Below are 18,209 nucleotides of genomic sequence, written 5' to 3'. Positions count from 1 at the left end.
TTTTTACCCGCCTTCAGGTGAAACTGAGCGACAAGAATGGATTGCTAACGGGAAGGCAGGAAAGACGTGACTCAGATCGTCACTGTATCCGCAACGACGGCGGCCTATGCGGCGGAAGCGCTGAAGCCGTCTGTACGCGTGCGTGGCGATGGTCCGACCGACGAAGCGATCACGTTGCTCTCGGCGCGGCGCACCGAAGAGCCCAAGCTGACGCCGGTCTCGATCCCCAAGACCAAAGGCGCCCTGCCCCTCTCTTTCATGCTGGCCACGGCCGACGGCCGTCTGCCGGAGCGCTCGGAAGCCGAGGCCCTTCGCCGCTATCTCGAATTCATGCGCGAAGACGACGGTGGTTCCGAGAAGCAGGAAAACGAAGGCCGGCAGGATGAACCCGCCGGCCAGGAGGATGAGAGCGACGCCGCTTGAGCGGTATCGCCATTTCTCGGGTCAATGATGCTTCTGGCCGCCGGCTGCCTCGCCGCCCTTGGCCGAGCCGACCGGGAAAGTCGCATCGACCTTGCCGGCCTTTTCGAAGACGAGCGTGACGGGAACCGTTTCGCCTTCCTTGAAGGGCGTCTTCACGTCCATGAACATCAGGTGCAGGCCGCCGGCCTTGAGCTCGACCGTTTCGCCGGCCGGCAATGCCACGCCGTCGTCCAGCTTGCGCATCCGCATCACGTCGTTTTCCATCTTCATCTCATGGATCTCGACCCGTGCGGCCGCGGGGCTTTCGACAGCAACGAGCCGGTCTTCACCTGCCCCACCGTTCTTGATCGTCAGGAACCCGCCACCGACCTTGGCGCCGGGCAGCATGGCCTTCACCGAGCCGCCGGTGATATCGAGATCGCCGACCTTCGCCGAGCCGCCGGCTGCAGCCATATGCCCGCCATGGCCAGCATGCGGATCGGCGGCATCGGCCATCGTCACAGTCACGGTCGGTGCCGGGCTTTTCAGGTCATGTGCGTTCTGACCTTCTGCCGCCACCTGGTCCCAGACGACCTTGCCTTCGGTGCCGCAAAGCTGCGTGGTCGGGAAGGCAAGCACCGTCTCCTTGTCGAAGCCCGAGACTTTGCCGCGCACGACGAAGGTGTCGTAATATTCGTCGGGAAGATTGCCGCCCTTCCAGCGGATCTCCAGCGGGCCGGATGTGACCTTCTTGCCGTGATTGTCGTAGGTCTTCTGGTAGTCGCCCTTGATGATCTCGATCTCCCAGCCGGGCTTCGGCTGCGGCTGGGCGAAGACGAAGCCTTCCGGCAGCTTGATCTGCACTTCCGTCGTCGGCTTGCCGTCGCAGCCATGGGGAACCTGCAGCACCGCCTTGAAGGTGCTCTCCACCGGCGCCGTGTCCTTCTCGAAGGTGGCGTGGGCGTGGGCGATGCCGCTTGCAGCAAGGGTAAGGCCGAGCGAAAGCGAAGCGATCCTGGTCTTTGTCATGTCGTAATCTCCTGACCACGCGCCGGGCTTTGCCCGATGTCCGGTGGTCCAAGCCGCTTGAACGCGGCAAATTGTATTGGGATGCGAGAGGAGAATTACGAGCGTGCTGGAGGCCCGCGCGAAGGCGGCAGCAGCCGTAGATGCTGATGGGGTGCCGCGTTTACAGCGGCGATTGGATAAACCTGCCACGCGCCCGTTTCGGCGCGAAGGCTCTCGGTTGGCGGAGCCGGCAGCAGAATGGAGCCCGAAAGACGGCAGGCCTCGCAGATCGGGGCCATCGCCTGGCCCTTGCCGCTTTCATGGTCGACGCCATCCATGCCGAAGCAGATTTCGCCGATCGTTCCGTCAGGCAGCTGATAGGCGGAAATTTCAGCCGGGCTCAGTGTCTTGGCGCTGAGCGGCTTGTGGGCGAAGGTCAGGAAAACGAGCGCAAAGACGGCGATCAGCCGCACTGCTATCCCGAATTTTCCGTCGCGCCCTGTCATGGTTATCCCCGGTATCTGTCTTGGGTTATCCTCAACCGGAGAAGAATGCAAAGGCAGAATTGCCGCACCCGGCCCGGCTGCGTCTTTTGGTCGTGCGACAAAAATGTGTTTCAGCGCGACACCGCCCCCTTGCCAACATCCCGCCTTCGCCGTTATCTGGAGACGATCTTGTTGGGAGAAGCCGGCTCAAACCGGTGCCGAAGGAGCAACCGCCCCGGAAACTCTCAGGCCAAAGGACCAGCAAGGTGCCGGTAGGACTCTGGAGAGAAGCGTTTTAACGCTCGCCGAAGGGATAACAATCTCAGGCAAAGGGACAGAGGGGGCTCGAATCGACGGCGATTGACGCCGGAAGTGTGAGCCGGCGCGGGAGCGCCAGACCTGGAGGCCGGATTTGGAAAACAATCCTCATTTGAAACAGACGCCGCTGCATGCGCTGCACCTTTCACTTGGCGCGCGCATGGTACCCTTTGCCGGTTACGACATGCCGGTGCAGTACCCCGATGGCGTGATGAAGGAACACCAGCACACCCGTGTTGCCGCCGGTCTCTTCGATGTCTCGCATATGGGCCAGGTCATGGTGCGTCCGAAGTCCGGCAAGGTCGAGGACGCAGCGCTTGCGCTTGAAAAGCTGGTGCCGGTGGACGTTCTCGGTCTTGGCGAAGGCCGGCAGCGCTATGCGATCTTCACCAATGCCGAAGGCGGCATCCTCGACGACCTGATGATCGCCAACCGCGGCGATCATCTGTTCCTCGTCGTCAACGCCGCCTGCAAGGACCAGGATTTCGAGCATCTGAAGGCCGGCCTTGCCGACACCTGCGACGTCACCATGCTCGACGACCGCGCGCTGATCGCGCTGCAGGGGCCGCATGCCGAAGCCGTTCTTGGCGAACTCTGGGCCGATGTCTCGGGCATGCGCTTCATGGATGTCGCCGAAGCGGACCTTCACGACGTCACCTGCATCATTTCGCGCTCGGGCTATACCGGCGAGGACGGTTTCGAGATTTCCATTCCCGCAGCCTCCGCCGTCGATGTGACACAACGGCTGCTGGAACACCCCGATGTCAAGCCGATCGGTCTTGGCGCGCGCGATTCGCTGCGTCTGGAAGCGGGCCTTTGTCTCTATGGCAACGACATCGACACCACGACCACGCCGGTCGAGGGCGCCATCGAATGGGCGATGCAGAAGGCGCGCCGCGCCGGCGGCGCCCGGGCGGGCGGCTTCCCCGGTGCCGACCGTATCCTCGCACAGCTCGCCGACGGCGCCTCGCGCCGCCGCGTCGGTCTGAAGCCCGAGGGGCGCGCGCCGGTTCGCGGTGGCGCCAACCTCTTTGCCGATGCCGAGGGCAAGACCCCGGTCGGTCAGGTGACCTCGGGCGGTTTCGGCCCCTCCGTCGATGGCCCTGTGGCCATGGGCTATGTCGAAACCGGCCACACGGACGTCGGCACCACCCTTTTTGCGGAAGTGCGCGGCAAGTACCTGCCCCTGGCGGTCGCTGCCCTTCCCTTCGTCAAACAAACCTACAAACGCTGATCAGGAGAGAGCGATAATGTTGAAGTTCACCGACGAACACGAGTGGCTGAAGGTCGAAGCTGGCGTTGCAACGGTCGGCATCACCGAGCACGCAGCCGGCCAGCTCGGCGACCTGGTCTTCGTGGAATTGCCGGAAACCGGCTCCACCTTCGCCAAGGGCGACACGGCGGCAACGGTCGAGTCCGTCAAGGCGGCGTCCGACGTCTATTGTCCACTTGACGGCGAAATCGTCGAAGTCAACCAGGCGATCGTCGACGACCCGTCGCTGGTCAACAGCGACCCGCAGGGCGCTGCCTGGTTCTTCAAGCTCAAGCTCGCCGATCCGAACGCAGCCGACGCCCTTCTCGACGAAGCGGCCTACAAGGAGCTCGTCGCCTGATGAGCATGCCCAAGGATTTCACCTTTACGGACTACAAGCCGTATGACTTCGCCAATCGGCGTCATATCGGCCCGTCGCCGGCCGAAATGGACGAGATGCTGAAGGTGGTCGGGTATCCGACGCTCGATGCGCTCATCGACGACACCGTGCCGCCGTCGATCCGCCAGAAGACGCCGCTTGCCTGGGGCGCGCCGATGACCGAGCGCGAGGCGCTCGACAAGATGCGCGAAACGGCCAACCGCAACCAGAAGCTCGTGTCGCTGATCGGCCAGGGCTACTACGGCACGATCACGCCGCCGGTTATCCAGCGCAACATCCTGGAAAACCCGGCCTGGTACACGGCCTACACGCCCTACCAGCCGGAAATCAGCCAGGGCCGCCTCGAGGCGCTGCTCAACTACCAGACCATGGTCTGCGACCTGACCGGCCTCGACGTTGCCAACGCGTCGCTTCTCGATGAAGCCACGGCAGCCGCTGAAGCCATGGCCATGGCCGAGCGCGTTTCGAAGTCGAAGGCCAAGTCCTTCTTCGTCGACGAAAACTGCCACCCGCAGACGATCGCGCTTCTGAAGACCCGCGCCGAGCCGCTCGGCTGGCAGATCGTCATCGGCAATCCCTTCACCGATCTCGATCCGGTCGACGTCTTCGGAGCGATCTTCCAATATCCGGGCACCTACGGCCAGGTGAACGATTTCACCGGTCTGATCGCGCGTCTGCACCAGACCGGTGCGATCGCGACGGTCGCTGCCGACCCGCTGGCGCTGGCGCTTTTGAAGTCGCCTGGCGAAATGGGTGCCGATATCGCCATCGGCTGCACCCAGCGCTTCGGCGTTCCGGTCGGCTATGGTGGTCCGCATGCGGCCTATATGGCCGTCAAGGACGCGCACAAGCGTTCGATGCCCGGCCGTCTGGTCGGCGTTTCGGTCGATGCCCGCGGCAACCGCGCCTATCGCCTGTCGCTGCAGACCCGCGAACAGCACATCCGCCGTGAAAAGGCGACGTCGAACATCTGCACCGCGCAGGTACTGCTCGCCGTCATGGCCTCGATGTACGCCGTTTTCCATGGCCCGAAGGGCATCAAGGCGATCGCCCAGAGCGTTCACCAGAAGACCGTTCGTCTCGCCATGGGCCTCGAAAAGCTCGGCTACACCGTTGAGCCGGATGTCTTCTTCGACACGATCACCGTCGAAGTCGGCAAGCTGCAGGGCATCATCCTCAAGACCGCGGTCGCCGAGGAAGTGAACCTGCGCAAGATCGGCGAAACCAAGATCGGCATCAGCCTCGACGAGCGCTCGCGCCCCGTCACGCTCGAAGCCGTCTGGCGCGCCTTCGGTGGCGATTTCAAGGTGGAAGAGTTCGAGCCGGGTTACCGTCTGCCGGAGGCGCTACTGCGCACCAGCGAGTACCTGACGCACCCGATCTTCCACATGAACCGCGCCGAAAGCGAGATGACGCGCTACATCCGCCGGCTGTCCGACCGCGACCTCGCGCTCGACCGGGCGATGATCCCGCTCGGCTCCTGCACGATGAAGCTGAACGCGACGGCGGAAATGCTTCCGATCACCTGGCCGGAATTTGCGGAGATCCATCCGTTCGTGCCGAAGGATCAGGCGGCTGGTTACCAGCACATGATCGAGGACCTGTCGGAAAAGCTCTGCGCGGTCACCGGCTATGATGCGATCTCGATGCAGCCGAACTCCGGTGCTCAAGGTGAATATGCCGGTCTCCTGACGATCCGTGCCTACCACCTCGCTCAGGGCAACGCCCATCGCGACGTCTGCCTGATCCCGACCTCGGCGCACGGCACCAATCCGGCCTCGGCCCAGATGGCCGGCATGAAGGTCGTCGTCATCAAGGTCAGCGAAAACGGCGACATCGACATGGAAGATTTCCGTGCGAAAGCCGAGCAGTACGCCGAAAACCTCTCGTGCTGCATGATCACCTACCCCTCGACGCATGGCGTGTTCGAGGAGAACGTGCGTGAAGTCTGCGAGATCGTGCACAAGCACGGCGGCCAGGTCTACATGGACGGCGCCAACATGAACGCCATGGTCGGCCTTGCCCGCCCCGGCGACATCGGCTCCGACGTCAGCCACCTCAACCTGCACAAGACCTTCTGCATCCCGCACGGCGGTGGCGGTCCCGGCATGGGCCCGATCGGCGTCAAGGCGCATCTGGCTCCCTATCTGCCGGGCCACCCGGAAACGGACGGCCAGGACGGTGCGGTTTCGGCTGCTCCCTTCGGCTCGGCCTCGATCCTGCCGATCTCCTGGAGCTACTGCCTGATGATGGGCGGCGAAGGCCTGACCCAGGCGACGAAGGTGGCGATACTCAACGCCAACTACATCGCCGCACGGCTGAAGGGCGCCTATGAGGTGCTCTACAAGTCGTCCAAGGGTCGTGTGGCGCATGAGTGCATCATCGACACGCGTCCGCTGGTCGAAAGCGCCGGCGTCACCGTCGACGACGTCGCCAAGCGCCTGATCGACTGCGGTTTCCACGCGCCGACCATGAGCTGGCCGGTTGCCGGCACGCTGATGATCGAGCCGACCGAATCGGAAACCAAGGCCGAAATCGACCGCTTCTGCGAGGCGATGCTGGCGATCCGCGAGGAAGCCCGTGCGATCGAAGAAGGCCGCATGGACAAGACCAACAACCCGCTGAAGAACGCTCCGCACACGGTCGAAGACCTGGTCGGCGAATGGGATCGCCCCTATTCGCGCGAGCAGGCTTGCTACCCGCCGGGCGCCTTCCGGGTCGACAAGTACTGGTCGCCGGTCAATCGCGTCGACAATGTCTTCGGTGACCGCAACCTCGTCTGCACCTGCCCGCCGCTGGAAAGCTACGCGGAAGCCGCAGAGTAACGACATCGACCGGCGGAGCAGCAATGTTCCGCCGGTTGTCTTTCCGGCGCGCCTGCGCCCGGATGGATGCGCCGCATCTGCACTCCGCCTGTTTCCCAAGAGATCGTGACGTGTCATACCCGTAGCGTGCGGGCCGCAGCTATCGGCGCGCGCTCATGCCCGGTGGCAGGATCGTGCTTTCGACCCAGAAGCGGATAAAGGCCTCGGCAAAACGGCGATACTCGATGACCGAGGAGGGTTTTGCCGCATAGGCATTGGCGCCGGCACCGTAGCACTGAAGCACGTCGGCCGGATTGATCGAGGACGTCAGCACGATGATTGGGATCAGCGCAGTGGCGCGGCTCTTGCGCACGCGCCTTAGAAGCTCGATGCCGTCGCTGCCGGGCAGCTTGATATCCATCAGCATGTAGTCGAAGTGCCCGCTGGCGAGCTGCCCTAGGGCCTCGTCCGCATCGGTCGCCAGAACGAGTTCGATCGATTTATCGACCTGGGCAAAGGCGCGCATCACGAAACGCGCATCGTGCGCGTCGTCTTCCACCAAGAGCAATCGCTTTGGCGTCGAGGTCACCTTGTTCCGCCCTACTTCGCCTTCCTCAGCCACCTCGGAAGCAACACGATGAAACGTGCGCCTTCTCGGAAGCTCGTGTCAAGGCAGATCGAACCGCCATGGCTTTCGGCGATGCGTTTGGCGAGCGACAGGCCGATTCCGGTGCCGCCATAGACCGTCTCATCCTTGTGCAGCCGCTGGAACACTTCGAAGATTCGGGTCGCAAACCGCGGATCGATGCCGATGCCGTTGTCCTCCACCACCAGTTCCACCGTCTGGTGCAAATTGTTGCCGTGAATGCGGATGACCGGGCGACGGTCGGCGTGCCGGTACTTGATCGCATTGCCGACGAGGTTCTGGACCAGGCGGCGCAGCAACTCGGGATCCCCCTCCAGTTCCGGCAGCGGGCCAACCTCGAAGGTAGCGTTGGCGTCGCTGGCGTCACCGGCAAGGATAGCCAGCGTCTCCGAGACGACGTCGTTCAGCTTCACCTCGGTCCATTCGGTGATGCGATGCGCGATCTGCGCATAGTCGAGCAGGCTGTCGACCACGCGGTTCATGCGCCGGACGCTGTCGCGCAAGTGCCGGGCATTTTCGGCAAGTTCGGTCTGATTGCCGGCCTTGAGGTCGTCTTCGATCATCTCGGAGAACATCGAGATGTGCCGAAGCGGAGCCTTGAGGTCGTGGGAGACGGTGGCGGTGAACTGATCGAGCGCTTCGTTCTTGTGCTCCAGTTCCTGTCGTTGCCGCTCGAGCGCCAGCTCGGCGCGCTTCAGGTCCGTGACATCGACACGCGCGACGACTGTGTTGCCGTCCTTGGCCTTGATGTTTTCCACCCGCAGCCAGCGGTCGTCGGCATAACGGTGGATCTTTGGCTTTCCGTCCGGATAGCGGAAATCGCGCAGTCGCGAGGCGATCCACTCGTCGCCTTCGCGCGTGCCCGGCAAGGCGTCCGGGTAATGACCGCCCTGACGCGCCAAGAGCAGGATTTCCTCGGCGGTGATGCCGGGCTTGAGTGCCTGACCGGCAGGCCCGCAGATCGCCTGATAGGCCCTGTTATAGACGACCAGCCGTTCCTCCCGGTCGAAGATGGCAAAGCCCTCGGGCATCGCTTCGAGCGCCGCATTCAGCATCTCGGACGCCTTCTGCCGTTCGCTCACGGCTTCGGTCAGGTCCGAAATGTCTCTGATGATGCCGATGAGCGCCAGCTCTTCGCCGGCGTCGTTGATCAGCGGCGTCGTGCGCAGATGCCCCGAAAACGTCGAGCCGTCGCGCCGGACATAAAGATAGTTCGAGGATCGGGGCGCGGTTTCGTCCACGCGTGCCGCCCGATTCTGCAGGCGCTTGGCGTACTCCGCGTCGGTCGCGTAGATCAGGCGTACGGACTTGTCGATGAACTCCGCAGCCGGATAGCCGAACTGGCGGAGCGCTGCATTGTTCGCGGAACGGATGATCCGCTCGGCGTCGATGATAATCACGGGATCGGGAAACGTTTCGTAGAGCGCCTTGAAGACGAGATCTTCGTTCAACGCCGCCATGTCCCTCTCCCTATTCCATAGATGTGTATCTCAGCAGAAAAAAGGCCCGGCGAAAACCGGGCCGACCTATCCAATTGAAGGAATGGTAAAACTTAGTTGGCGCGCACGACGGCGTCGCCCTGTGCGGCAAGTGCCGCCAGATCGGCCGGCTTCAACTCGACCGATTCACCGCACCCGCAGGCGGATGTCTGGTTGGGATTGTGGAAGGTGAAGCCGGAGCGCAGCGTTGTCACCTCGAAATCCATCTGCGTGCCGAGCAGATAGAGCACGGCTTCCGGCGCAATCCAGACCTTGGCGCCCTGATGCTCGATCAGATCGTCCTTGGGATTGGGTTCGGTCACGAGATCAACGGCATATTCCATGCCGGCGCAGCCACCCTTCTTGATGCCGACGCGAATGCCCTTGGCATCGGCGCCGGAATTCTCGACGATCGCGCGCACGCGGCCAGCAGCAGCGTCGGTCAGGCTCATCACGGCAAAGCCCATGGGCTCATTCTCCTTGTCGTCACCGGGGTAAAGGCCCGGCGCCTTACAGAATCAAATGTAGTATCCGTGCCTTAACGGATCAATATGGCAGGGCTCAGTACCAGCCGACGGCGACCTGTGCTTCCTCGGACATGCGGTCCGGCGTCCACGGCGGATCGAAGGTCATCTTGACCTCGACACCCGAGACACCCTCGACGGCGCCGACGGCATTCTCGACCCAGCCCGGCATCTCGCCCGCTACCGGGCAACCGGGTGCGGTCAGCGTCATGTCGATCTTGACCATGCGATCGTCTTCGATGTCGATCTTGTAGATCAGGCCCAGTTCGAAGATGTCGGCCGGGATTTCCGGGTCGTAGACGGTCTTCAGCGCGGCAATGATATCGTCGCTGAGGCGCGCAATTTCTTCGGCCGGAATCGCCGAATGGACGATGCCTTCACGAACGTCGATCTTTTCTTCCGTAGCATCAAGGCTCATGTCAGGCCTCCTGAACTTTCTCTTCTGGTTCAAATATTTATGAGAAGTCTTTGAACCTTCTATATATTATTCCTCAAGTGAAAAACTTGCGAGCGTGTTCCAGTGCCTCGACCAGAGCATCGACTTCGGCCCGAGTATTATAAAGGCCGAAGGATGCACGGCATGTGGAGGTGACGCCAAAGCGTTTCAAGAGCGGCTGGGCGCAATGCGTGCCGGCGCGAACGGCGACACCTGCTCGGTCAATCACCATCGACACATCGTGCGAATGGATGCCGGCAAGCTCGAAGGCAAAGATGCTGCCCTTGTCGGGCGTATTGCCGAAGACCCTGAGCGAGTTGACCGCCGACAGCCGCTCGCGCGCATAGGCCGTCAGGTCCGCCTCGTGCGCCTGTATGGCTGCCCGGCCGAGCTTTTCCATATAGTCGAGCGCGTAGCCAAGACCGATCGCCTGCACGATCGGCGGTGTGCCGGCTTCGAAGCGATGCGGCGGATCGTTGTAGGTGACGGTGTCTTCCGTGACCACTTCGATCATTTCGCCACCGCCGAGGAACGGCCGCATCTCTTTCAGGCGATCGGTCTTGCCGTAGAGCACGCCGATGCCCGAGGGACCGTAGAGTTTGTGGCCGGTCATCACGTACCAGTCGCAGTCGATGTCCTGGACATCGACCGGCATGTGCACGGCGCCCTGGCTGCCATCGACGAGCACCGGAATGCCGCGCTCACGGGCGATGCGGCAGATTTCCTTGACCGGAACGACGGTTCCAAGCGCATTCGACATATGGGTGATGGCGATGAGCTTGGTCTTGTCGGTCAGGCACTTGACGAAATCTTCGACATGCAGCCCGCCGTCGTCGTCCACCGGGATCCAGACGAGCTGGGCGCCCTGGCGCTCGCGGATGAAGTGCCAGGGAACGATGTTGGAGTGGTGCTCCATGATGGAGAGCACGATCTCGTCGCCCTCGCCAAGGGCAGGCATGCCGTAGCCATAGGCGACCGTGTTGATCGCCTCGGTCGAGGACTTGGTGAAGATGACGTTGTCGACCGATGGGGCGTTGAGGAAACGGCGCACCTTTTCGCGCGCCGCCTCATAGGCTTCCGTCGCGGCATTCGACAGGAAATGCAGGCCGCGATGGACGTTGGCGTATTCGTTGGAATAGGCATGGGAGATCGCATCGATCACGACCTGCGGCTTCTGTGCCGATGCGCCGTTGTCGAGATAGACAAGCGGTTTGCCGTAGACGGTTTTCGACAGGATCGGGAAATCCTTGCGGATCGCTTCGACGTCGTAGGCAGGCACCGGTACAGTGTGTTCCATGTCTCTTAATCCAATTGCCCTGGAGCGCCGCGCGTCCCTTAAGACGCGCTAGGCGCGCTGCAACATGTTGAGCCGCTGCATAATTTACCCTCAAATCGCTGCCGATTTAAGGAATTACGCAAGGAGCCCGTCAGGCGTGCTTGTCGAGCCAGGTCGAGATGACGTCTTCCAGTGCCTCGACCAGCGCTTCGTGGTCCTCAAGCTCTTCGACGATCTCGGCAACGAAGGCATTGACGAGCATGGCCCGCGCCTTGTTTTCCGGAACGCCGCGCGCCATCAGGTAGAAGAGCTGCGTGTGGTCGATATCGGCAACCGTCGCACCGTGGCCGCACTGCACGTCGTCAGCAAAGATTTCCAGTTCCGGCTTGGCCGACAGGTCGGCGTCGTCGGACAGAAGCAGCGTGTTGCACGCCATCTTCGCGTCGGTCTTCTGTGCGTCCTTGGCAACCAGGATCTTGCCCTGGAACACGCCCTTGGCGCGGTCGAACACGACGTTGCGAATGATTTCCGTCGAGGTCGTGTGCGGCACGTTGTGGCCGAGCGTGAAGGTCACGTCCGTATGGGTCTCGCCGCCAAGCAGGTTGATGCCGCGCAGCTTGAAGTCGGCGCCCTCGCCGCTCGTCTTGCCGTGGATCTCCTGGCGCACCAGCTTGCCGCCGGCGTTGATCACGAAGAGATGCAGCTTGGCGTTCTTGCCGATGTCGAAGCGGATCTGGCCGAGATGGGTATCGGCAGCGCCCTGCTGCTGCAGGATGATCCAGATGATATCGGCGCCTTCCCCAACCGTCACGTCGCTGACGGAGGAAACGAAACTCTCGGCGTCCTTGGTCGACAGATGCCGCTCGATCACGGTCGCCTTGGCGTTGGCGCCGAAAGTGACCGGGAAGCGCGTGTGCGCCTGGCCGAGGCTCTGGACCAACTGGATTTCCAGCGGGTTTTCGAGCGTGGCATCATCGGCGACAGCGATTTCGAGGCCGCCGCGAACGAGACCGCCGTTGATGCGGCCGATCGCGTCGTCAAAGCCGAGCACGGCGAGGCCGGCTGCGGCCGAACCGTCGAGCAAGCTGTCGACATAGGAACGGACCGTCACGCCCTCGGGAAGGCTGCCCTTGGCCTCTGCCTGGCCATTACGGACGGAAAACACCGTCGAGCCCGGAACCAGGGCGTCGACGCGATCGGCAAAAGCCGTCGGGTCAGCAGCCGGCACCGCGCGCAGCAGCGTGCGCAGATCGGTATAGTGCCAGGATTCGACGCGGCGGGTTGGAAGGCCGGCGGTGCGCAGTTCGTGCACCAGCGTGTCGCGAACCGAAAGTACCGAGCCGTCGCCCGGCAGATCACCGATCTGCGCGGTGTAGGCGTCGACGAGCGCCGTTTCGGCCGCCGTCATCTTGATTGCCTGTTGCATATTCATTCGAACACTCCTTCAACAGGCGTCAGGCCGCGGCCTCGATGATTTCCGCGTAGCCGTTGGCTTCGAGTTCGTGTGCCAGCGTCTTGTCGCCCGACTTGATCACCTGGCCCTTGTAGAGCACGTGCACCGTGTCCGGCACGATGTAGTCGAGCAGGCGCTGGTAGTGGGTGATGACGACGACCGCGCGGTCCGGCGAACGCAGCGCGTTGACGCCATCGGCAACGATCTTCAGCGCGTCGATGTCGAGACCGGAGTCGGTCTCGTCGAGCACGCACAGCTTCGGCTCGAGCAGCGACATCTGCAGGATTTCGGCGCGCTTCTTCTCACCGCCGGAGAAGCCGACGTTGAGCGGACGGCGCAGCATTTCCGGAGCGATCTTCAGCTCGGCAGCCGCTTCCTTGACGCGGCGCATGAATTCCGGCGTCGTCAGTTCGTCTTCGCCGCGATACTTGCGCTGCTCGTTCATCGCCACCTTCAGGAACTGCATGGTGGCAACGCCCGGGATTTCGACCGGGTACTGGAAGGCCAGGAAGATGCCCTTGGCCGCGCGCTCGGCGGCGTCCAGCTCGAGAATGCTCTCGCCGTTATAGAGGATGTCGCCTTCGGTGACTTCGTAGTCTTCGCGGCCCGACAGGATGTAGGACAGCGTCGACTTGCCGGAGCCGTTCGGACCCATGATGGCGGCGACTTCGCCGGCCTTCACGGTCAGGTTCAGGCCACGGATGATTTCGGTGCCGTCTTCGGCGATGCGGGCGTGCAGGTTCTTGATTTCAAGCATTTCGTGTCTCTCAATCTCGTCTTCCAAAAAGGAAGCGGTTCAATGTCTCATCTTTGACGTTGGCGCTAAGCCAGAAAACGACGACCAGAAGCAGGCCGGAACAGATGCCAATTCCCTTTGCGATGGGCCAATCTGCGATCAACCCCGCAACTCCGGTGGCAAGGCCGATGACGGAAACGAAGATGGACAGAACCATCACTTTCATTCCCGTCGACAGAGCCCTCTGCTCGACCAAATGGTCCGCCTCCCGTTAGCCGACAGAGCCTTCCAGCGAGATGCCGATCAGCTTCTGCGCTTCGACGGCAAATTCCATCGGCAGTTCCTGGATGACTTCCTTGACGAAGCCGTTGACGATCAGTGCGATCGCCGCTTCGGTCGGGATGCCGCGCTGCAGGCAGTAGAACAGCTGGTCCTCGGAAATCTTCGACGTGGTGGCCTCGTGCTCGAACTGTGCCGTCGAGTTCTTCGCCTCGATGTAAGGCACGGTGTGCGCGCCGCACTTGTCGCCGATCAGGAGCGAATCGCACTGGGTGAAGTTACGGGCGTTCTCGGCCTTGCGGTGAGCCGAAACCTGGCCGCGATAGGTGTTTTCCGAAACGCCGGCGGCAATACCCTTCGAGACGATGCGGCTCGACGTGTTCTTGCCGAGATGGATCATCTTGGTGCCACTGTCGATCTGCTGATGACCGTTCGAGACGGCGATCGAATAGAACTCGCCGCGCGAACCGTCGCCGCGCAGGATGCAGGACGGGTACTTCCAGGTGATCGCCGAACCGGTCTCGACCTGCGTCCAGGAGATCTTGGAGTTCTTGCCACGGCAATCGCCACGCTTGGTGACGAAGTTGTAGATGCCGCCCTTGCCTTCCTTGTCGCCCGGGTACCAGTTCTGCACCGTCGAGTACTTGATCTCGGCATCATCGAGCGCAACGAGTTCGACGACGGCAGCGTGAAGCTGGTTCTCGTCGCGCTGAGGCGCCGTGCAGCCTTCGAGATAGGACACGTAGGCGCCATCTTCGCAGATGATCAGCGTGCGCTCGAACTGGCCGGTGTTCTTCTCGTTGATGCGGAAGTAGGTCGACAGTTCCATCGGGCAACGAACGCCCTTCGGCACGAAGACGAAGGAGCCGTCGGTGAACACAGCCGAGTTCAGCGTCGCGTAATAGTTGTCGGTGGTCGGAACGACCGAGCCGAGATACTTCTTCACGAGATCCGGATGCTCGCGGATCGCTTCGGAGATCGACATGAAGATCACGCCGGCTTTCTTCAGCTCTTCCTTGAAGGTGGTGACGACCGAGACGCTGTCGAAAACGGCGTCGACGGCGATCTTGGACTTCTGCACGCCGGCGAGGATTTCCTGTTCCTTGAGCGGAATGCCGAGCTTCTCGTAGACCTTCAGGATCTCCGGGTCGACTTCGTCGAGCGACTTCGGACCCGTTACGCCCTTGGGAGCGGCGTAATAGTAGATCTCGTTAAAGTCGATCTTCGGATAGTTGACGCGCGCCCAGGTGGGCTCTTCGAGCGTCAGCCAGCGGCGATAGGCCTCAAGGCGCCACTCGAGCATCCATTCCGGCTCGCTCTTTTTTTCAGAGATGAAACGGATGATGTCTTCGGAAAGGCCCTTGGGGGCCTTTTCGACTTCGATGGTCGTCTCGAAACCGTACTTGTACTGGTCCACGTCGATCTGACGGACCTGATCAATGGTCTCCTGCACGGCAGGCATGTCGTTCTCCAATCTTGCCGGATCCAAGGTCCGGCAGCTTGTCAACACGATGCGAACTTGGCGCACCGCTTATGTAATGGCTAAAAGGCGCTTTTCACCCTGTTTGCCAAGCGGAAAATTGCTTTTCCGCAATTTCGTCCGGTCGTTCCGCTCAGGCCGCTTGCCCGGGCATCCGTCGTCTTGCTGCTACCTTTGCAAAGACCGCGGCGCAACGGTCGATATCAGCCTGTGTCGTGCCCTCGCCGATCGAGATCCGAAGTGCGCCCTGGCGCGGATCGTAACCCATCGCCGTCAGCACATGGCTCTGCCCGACCTTGCCCGAGGAGCAGGCCGAACCCGCCGACAACGCCACGCCTTCGAGATCGAAGGCGATCTGTCCGGTCTCGGCCTTGAGGCCAGGAAGCGTGAAGAAGGTCGTGTTGCCAACGCGCGAAACGTCGCGGCCGTGAATGACGACGTCCGCCGCGGCCGCAAGCATGTCGGCTTCGAGCTTGTCGCGCAGCGCGCCGACTTGGCTCATGCGCTGGCCGACGCCTTCGCCTGCCTTCCTGGCGGCTGCGGCAAAGCCGGCAATCGAGACCGTATTTTCCGTGCCGGAGCGGTGTCCCTTCTCCTGCCCGCCGCCGCGGATCAGCGGCGCGGGCATCATGACCTCGCCGCGCGCCACCAGCGCGCCGGCGCCTTTCGGGCCACCGATCTTGTGCGAGGAGATGATCAGGAAATCGGCGCCGAGGTCTTCGATAGAAAGCGGCAGTCTGCCGGCAGCCTGCACCGCATCGACGACGAGAATGCCGCCATGAGGGCGGACGATCTCGGCGATCTCGGCGACCGGCTGGATGATGCCCGTCTCGTTATTGACCAGCATGACGGCAACCATCGGCAAGCCGAGCTGGCGGTCGTGCGCCGTCAGCAGGTCACGCAACGCCGGGAGATCGACGACGCCATCCGATGTCACCGGGATTTCGCTGAGCGCTTCACGCGGGAAGCGCCCCCCTTCGCGCACCGCCGGATGTTCGATCGACGAGGCATAGAGCCGGCCGATCTTCAGCGGCGTGCGACCCATGCGGAAATCGGGCGTCAGCACCAGGTTGGCCGCTTCCGTGGCGCCGCTGGTAAAGATGACGCTGCCGGGCTTGGCGCCGCAGAGCAACGCCACGTCGCGACGCGCATTTTCGACGAGCGTGCGCAATGCGCGGCCCTCGCCGTGAACGGAAGAAGGGTTGCCGAGAAGGTCGAGCGCCGACAGGCAAGCCTCGCGCGCTTCCGGTAGAAGCGGCGCCGTGGCGTTCCAGTCCATATAGATGCGCGAACTCGACATGATTTCCTTCGCTAGATCAACAGGTCACAAGCCCGCAACCTCTGGCGATGCATTTTCCTTGAATTTTCCGCGCCGCTTGCCTTATGAGACGAAGCACAAGGCGGAATGCCCGCACAGAAGTTTTGAACGGTTCTAAACTAGGTTTTAGAAAAGCTGACTGCTTTCGTCAAGACTCATCGCGATCTGAACCCAAGATTCGAACCAGGAACACTCCCGGAGAGCCAATGCCCGAAATCATCTTCAACGGACCCGCCGGCCGCCTCGAAGGCCGTTATCAGCCTTCGAAGCAGAAGAGCGCGCCGATCGCCATCATCCTGCACCCGCACCCGCAGTTCGGTGGCACGATGAACAACCAGATCGTCTACCAGCTCTTCTACATGTTCCAGAAGCGCGGCTTCACGACGCTCCGGTTCAATTTCCGCGGCATCGGCCGCAGCCAGGGCGAATTCGACCATGGCGCCGGCGAGCTCTCGGACGCAGCCTCGGCGCTCGACTGGGTGCAGAGCCTGCATCCGGATTCGAAGAGCTGCTGGGTCGCCGGCTATTCCTTCGGCGCCTGGATCGGCATGCAGCTCCTGATGCGCCGCCCGGAAATCGAGGGCTTCATGGCCGTCGCGCCGCAGCCGAACATCTATGACTTCTCGTTCCTGGCACCCTGCCCGTCCTCTGGCCTGATCATCAACGGCGATTCCGACAAGGTCGCGCCGGAAAAGGACGTCAACGGTCTCGTCGAGAAGCTGAAGGCCCAGAAGGGCATTCTCATCACCCACAAGACCGTGCCGGGCGCCAACCACTTCTTCAATGGCCAGGTCGAGGGCCTGATGGGCGAATGCGAGGACTACCTCGACCGTCGCCTCAACGGCGAACTGACGCCGGAGCCGGCCGCCAAGCGCATCCGCTAGAGACCCGGACCAAAGTACACAAACGCCGCGTATCCCTTCGGGTGCGCGGCTTTTTTTATGGACAAATGCGCCCAGTGGTCGTGCGCCTGAGGGCCGCGATAGGGCTCACCCGACAGGGTGAGTTTCAGCGCCGTGCGATCGGCGTATAGTGCAAGTCTAGGCTGTTTGGTCGGGGCAGAGCCGAGCAGTGTTCACAGGAGGGGAGCCATGTCGCAGGTGTCGAATGGGTCGGCGTCCTCGCCGAGGTGGCTAACCCTGCCCGCCACTCCACAGCTTCCGGCCGGCGGTCAAGACGGTGTTGTCGAGGTCGCGGACGCCAGGATCTGGTATGCGGTCTACGGTTCGGGCGCTCCCGTCATTCTACTCCATGGCGGGCTCGGCAACTCCGACTATTGGGGGCTTCAGGTCGCCGAGCTTGCCAAGACCTATGAGGTCATCGTGATGGACAGCCGCGGCCACGGACGCAGCTCCCGGGGTAGCGGGAGCATGAGCTATGATCTGATGGCAGGTGATGTCATGGCACTGATGGCGCACCTGACCTTGTCGAAGGCGTCCATTGTCGGCTGGAGTGACGGCGCGATTATCGGGCTCCTGCTGGCGATTCGACATCCGGACCTCATAGCCGGTGTCTTTTCCTTCGGGGCGAACAGCAATCCGTCCGGAACACACGATCTGTCCAAGAGCGCAGTCTTCAACGCCTATATCGCGCGGACGGGCGAAGAGTACGCCCTGCGGTCGTCAACGCCAGGGGGATTTACGACCTTCTTCCGCGAGATGAATGCGATGTGGACGTCGCAGCCGAACATCACCGCCAGCGACCTTCAGAAAATCCGGATCCCTGTCTGGGTGGTGGACGGGGACCATGAGGAAGCGATCAAACGCGACGACACCCTGTTCATCGCCGACAACATTCCGGGTGCCGGCCTGTTGATTCAGCCTGAGGTCAGCCATTTTTCGCTACTGCAGAACCCGGCCCAGTTCACCGAAGACATCCTCCGGTTTCTCCGAGAGAAATGCATCGCCTAGACGC

At 62.2% G+C, this 18,209-nt stretch carries 18 protein-coding genes and 1 riboswitch; of the genes, 6 read left to right on the top strand and 12 right to left on the bottom strand.

What is annotated here, in order from left to right; translation table 11 throughout:
- Positions 1-66: 66 nt before the first annotated feature.
- Entirely contained in the window at positions 67-423 is a 357-nt protein-coding gene (locus M2267_RS09860) for a hypothetical protein (RefSeq protein WP_429114302.1), read from the top strand.
- 21 nt (positions 424-444) lie between these two features.
- Here M2267_RS09860 and M2267_RS09855 read toward each other — a convergent pair whose 3' ends face one another.
- Together M2267_RS09855 and M2267_RS09850 are read right to left on the bottom strand one after the other, a co-directional pair.
- Complete coding sequence (locus tag M2267_RS09855; RefSeq protein WP_043614403.1) at positions 445-1,431, bottom strand: DUF1775 domain-containing protein; 987 nt, start codon at positions 1,429-1,431, stop codon at positions 445-447.
- Positions 1,432-1,526: 95 nt separating this feature from the next.
- Complete coding sequence (locus M2267_RS09850; protein WP_043614406.1) at positions 1,527-1,916, bottom strand: hypothetical protein; 390 nt, start codon at positions 1,914-1,916, stop codon at positions 1,527-1,529.
- Positions 1,917-2,078: 162 nt separating this feature from the next.
- Positions 2,079-2,166: riboswitch (glycine riboswitch) on the top strand.
- A 141-nt stretch (positions 2,167-2,307) separates the two neighbouring features.
- Between M2267_RS09850 and gcvT the strand changes: the two genes are divergently transcribed.
- Genes gcvT through gcvP form a run of 3 tightly spaced genes read left to right on the top strand, consistent with a single transcriptional unit; the run spans position 2,308 to position 6,690 of the window.
- Positions 2,308-3,447 (top strand): glycine cleavage system aminomethyltransferase GcvT, encoded by a 1,140-nt coding sequence (gene gcvT / locus M2267_RS09845; RefSeq protein ID WP_429114299.1) that lies wholly within the window; start codon positions 2,308-2,310, stop codon positions 3,445-3,447.
- A gap of 16 nt (positions 3,448-3,463) precedes the next feature.
- Positions 3,464-3,826, top strand: a complete 363-nt coding sequence (gene gcvH / locus M2267_RS09840) for a glycine cleavage system protein GcvH (protein ID WP_025427112.1) — start codon at positions 3,464-3,466, stop codon at positions 3,824-3,826.
- Positions 3,826-6,690 (top strand): aminomethyl-transferring glycine dehydrogenase, encoded by a 2,865-nt coding sequence (gene gcvP / locus M2267_RS09835; RefSeq protein WP_043614412.1) that lies wholly within the window; start codon positions 3,826-3,828, stop codon positions 6,688-6,690. Before gcvH ends, gcvP begins: the two co-directional genes overlap by 1 nt.
- Positions 6,691-6,829: 139 nt before the next feature.
- Here gcvP and M2267_RS09830 read toward each other — a convergent pair whose 3' ends face one another.
- The 10 genes from M2267_RS09830 to M2267_RS09785 form a co-directional block, all read right to left on the bottom strand.
- On the bottom strand, positions 6,830-7,258 hold the full coding sequence (locus tag M2267_RS09830) for a response regulator (RefSeq protein WP_156134021.1): 429 nt from the start codon (positions 7,256-7,258) through the stop codon (positions 6,830-6,832).
- A gap of 11 nt (positions 7,259-7,269) precedes the next feature.
- On the bottom strand, positions 7,270-8,775 hold the full coding sequence (locus M2267_RS09825; RefSeq protein WP_429114293.1) for a sensor histidine kinase: 1,506 nt from the start codon (positions 8,773-8,775) through the stop codon (positions 7,270-7,272).
- Positions 8,776-8,867: 92 nt separating this feature from the next.
- The gene (sufA, locus tag M2267_RS09820; protein WP_034794319.1) at positions 8,868-9,260 is read right to left on the bottom strand and encodes a Fe-S cluster assembly scaffold SufA; all 393 of its coding nucleotides are present in this window, start codon (positions 9,258-9,260) and stop codon (positions 8,868-8,870) included.
- 94 nt (positions 9,261-9,354) lie between these two features.
- On the bottom strand, positions 9,355-9,735 hold the full coding sequence (locus M2267_RS09815) for an SUF system Fe-S cluster assembly protein (protein ID WP_043614418.1): 381 nt from the start codon (positions 9,733-9,735) through the stop codon (positions 9,355-9,357).
- Between the two features lie 73 nt (positions 9,736-9,808).
- Entirely contained in the window at positions 9,809-11,050 is a 1,242-nt protein-coding gene (locus tag M2267_RS09810) for a cysteine desulfurase (protein ID WP_429114290.1), read from the bottom strand.
- 130 nt (positions 11,051-11,180) lie between these two features.
- Complete coding sequence (gene sufD / locus M2267_RS09805; protein WP_429114287.1) at positions 11,181-12,461, bottom strand: Fe-S cluster assembly protein SufD; 1,281 nt, start codon at positions 12,459-12,461, stop codon at positions 11,181-11,183.
- Positions 12,462-12,483: 22 nt separating this feature from the next.
- Positions 12,484-13,239, bottom strand: coding sequence for a Fe-S cluster assembly ATPase SufC (gene sufC, locus M2267_RS09800; protein ID WP_043614649.1), 756 nt, complete (start codon positions 13,237-13,239; stop codon positions 12,484-12,486).
- 10 nt (positions 13,240-13,249) lie between these two features.
- Entirely contained in the window at positions 13,250-13,435 is a 186-nt protein-coding gene (locus tag M2267_RS09795; protein ID WP_429114286.1) for a hypothetical protein, read from the bottom strand.
- Positions 13,436-13,489: 54 nt separating this feature from the next.
- Positions 13,490-14,959: a Fe-S cluster assembly protein SufB gene (gene sufB, locus M2267_RS09790; RefSeq protein ID WP_043614427.1), complete on the bottom strand. Its 1,470-nt coding sequence runs from the start codon at positions 14,957-14,959 to the stop codon at positions 13,490-13,492.
- Positions 14,960-15,110: 151 nt separating this feature from the next.
- Complete coding sequence (locus M2267_RS09785; protein ID WP_429114283.1) at positions 15,111-16,277, bottom strand: cysteine desulfurase family protein; 1,167 nt, start codon at positions 16,275-16,277, stop codon at positions 15,111-15,113.
- A gap of 224 nt (positions 16,278-16,501) precedes the next feature.
- On the opposite strand from M2267_RS09785, the gene M2267_RS09780 reads away from it, so the two are divergent.
- Both M2267_RS09780 and M2267_RS09775 read left to right on the top strand, forming a co-directional pair.
- Positions 16,502-17,179, top strand: coding sequence for an alpha/beta hydrolase (locus M2267_RS09780; protein WP_043614433.1), 678 nt, complete (start codon positions 16,502-16,504; stop codon positions 17,177-17,179).
- A 207-nt stretch (positions 17,180-17,386) separates the two neighbouring features.
- A complete protein-coding gene (locus tag M2267_RS09775; protein WP_429114280.1) occupies positions 17,387-18,205 on the top strand; it encodes an alpha/beta fold hydrolase in 819 nt (272 codons plus the stop codon).
- The last annotated feature ends 4 nt before the right edge of the window (positions 18,206-18,209 follow it).

This window comes from Ensifer sp. KUDG1 (assembly GCF_050434285.1).
GTDB lineage: Bacteria > Pseudomonadota > Alphaproteobacteria > Rhizobiales > Rhizobiaceae > Ensifer.
This window is presented reverse-complemented; position numbering and strand designations above follow the sequence as displayed.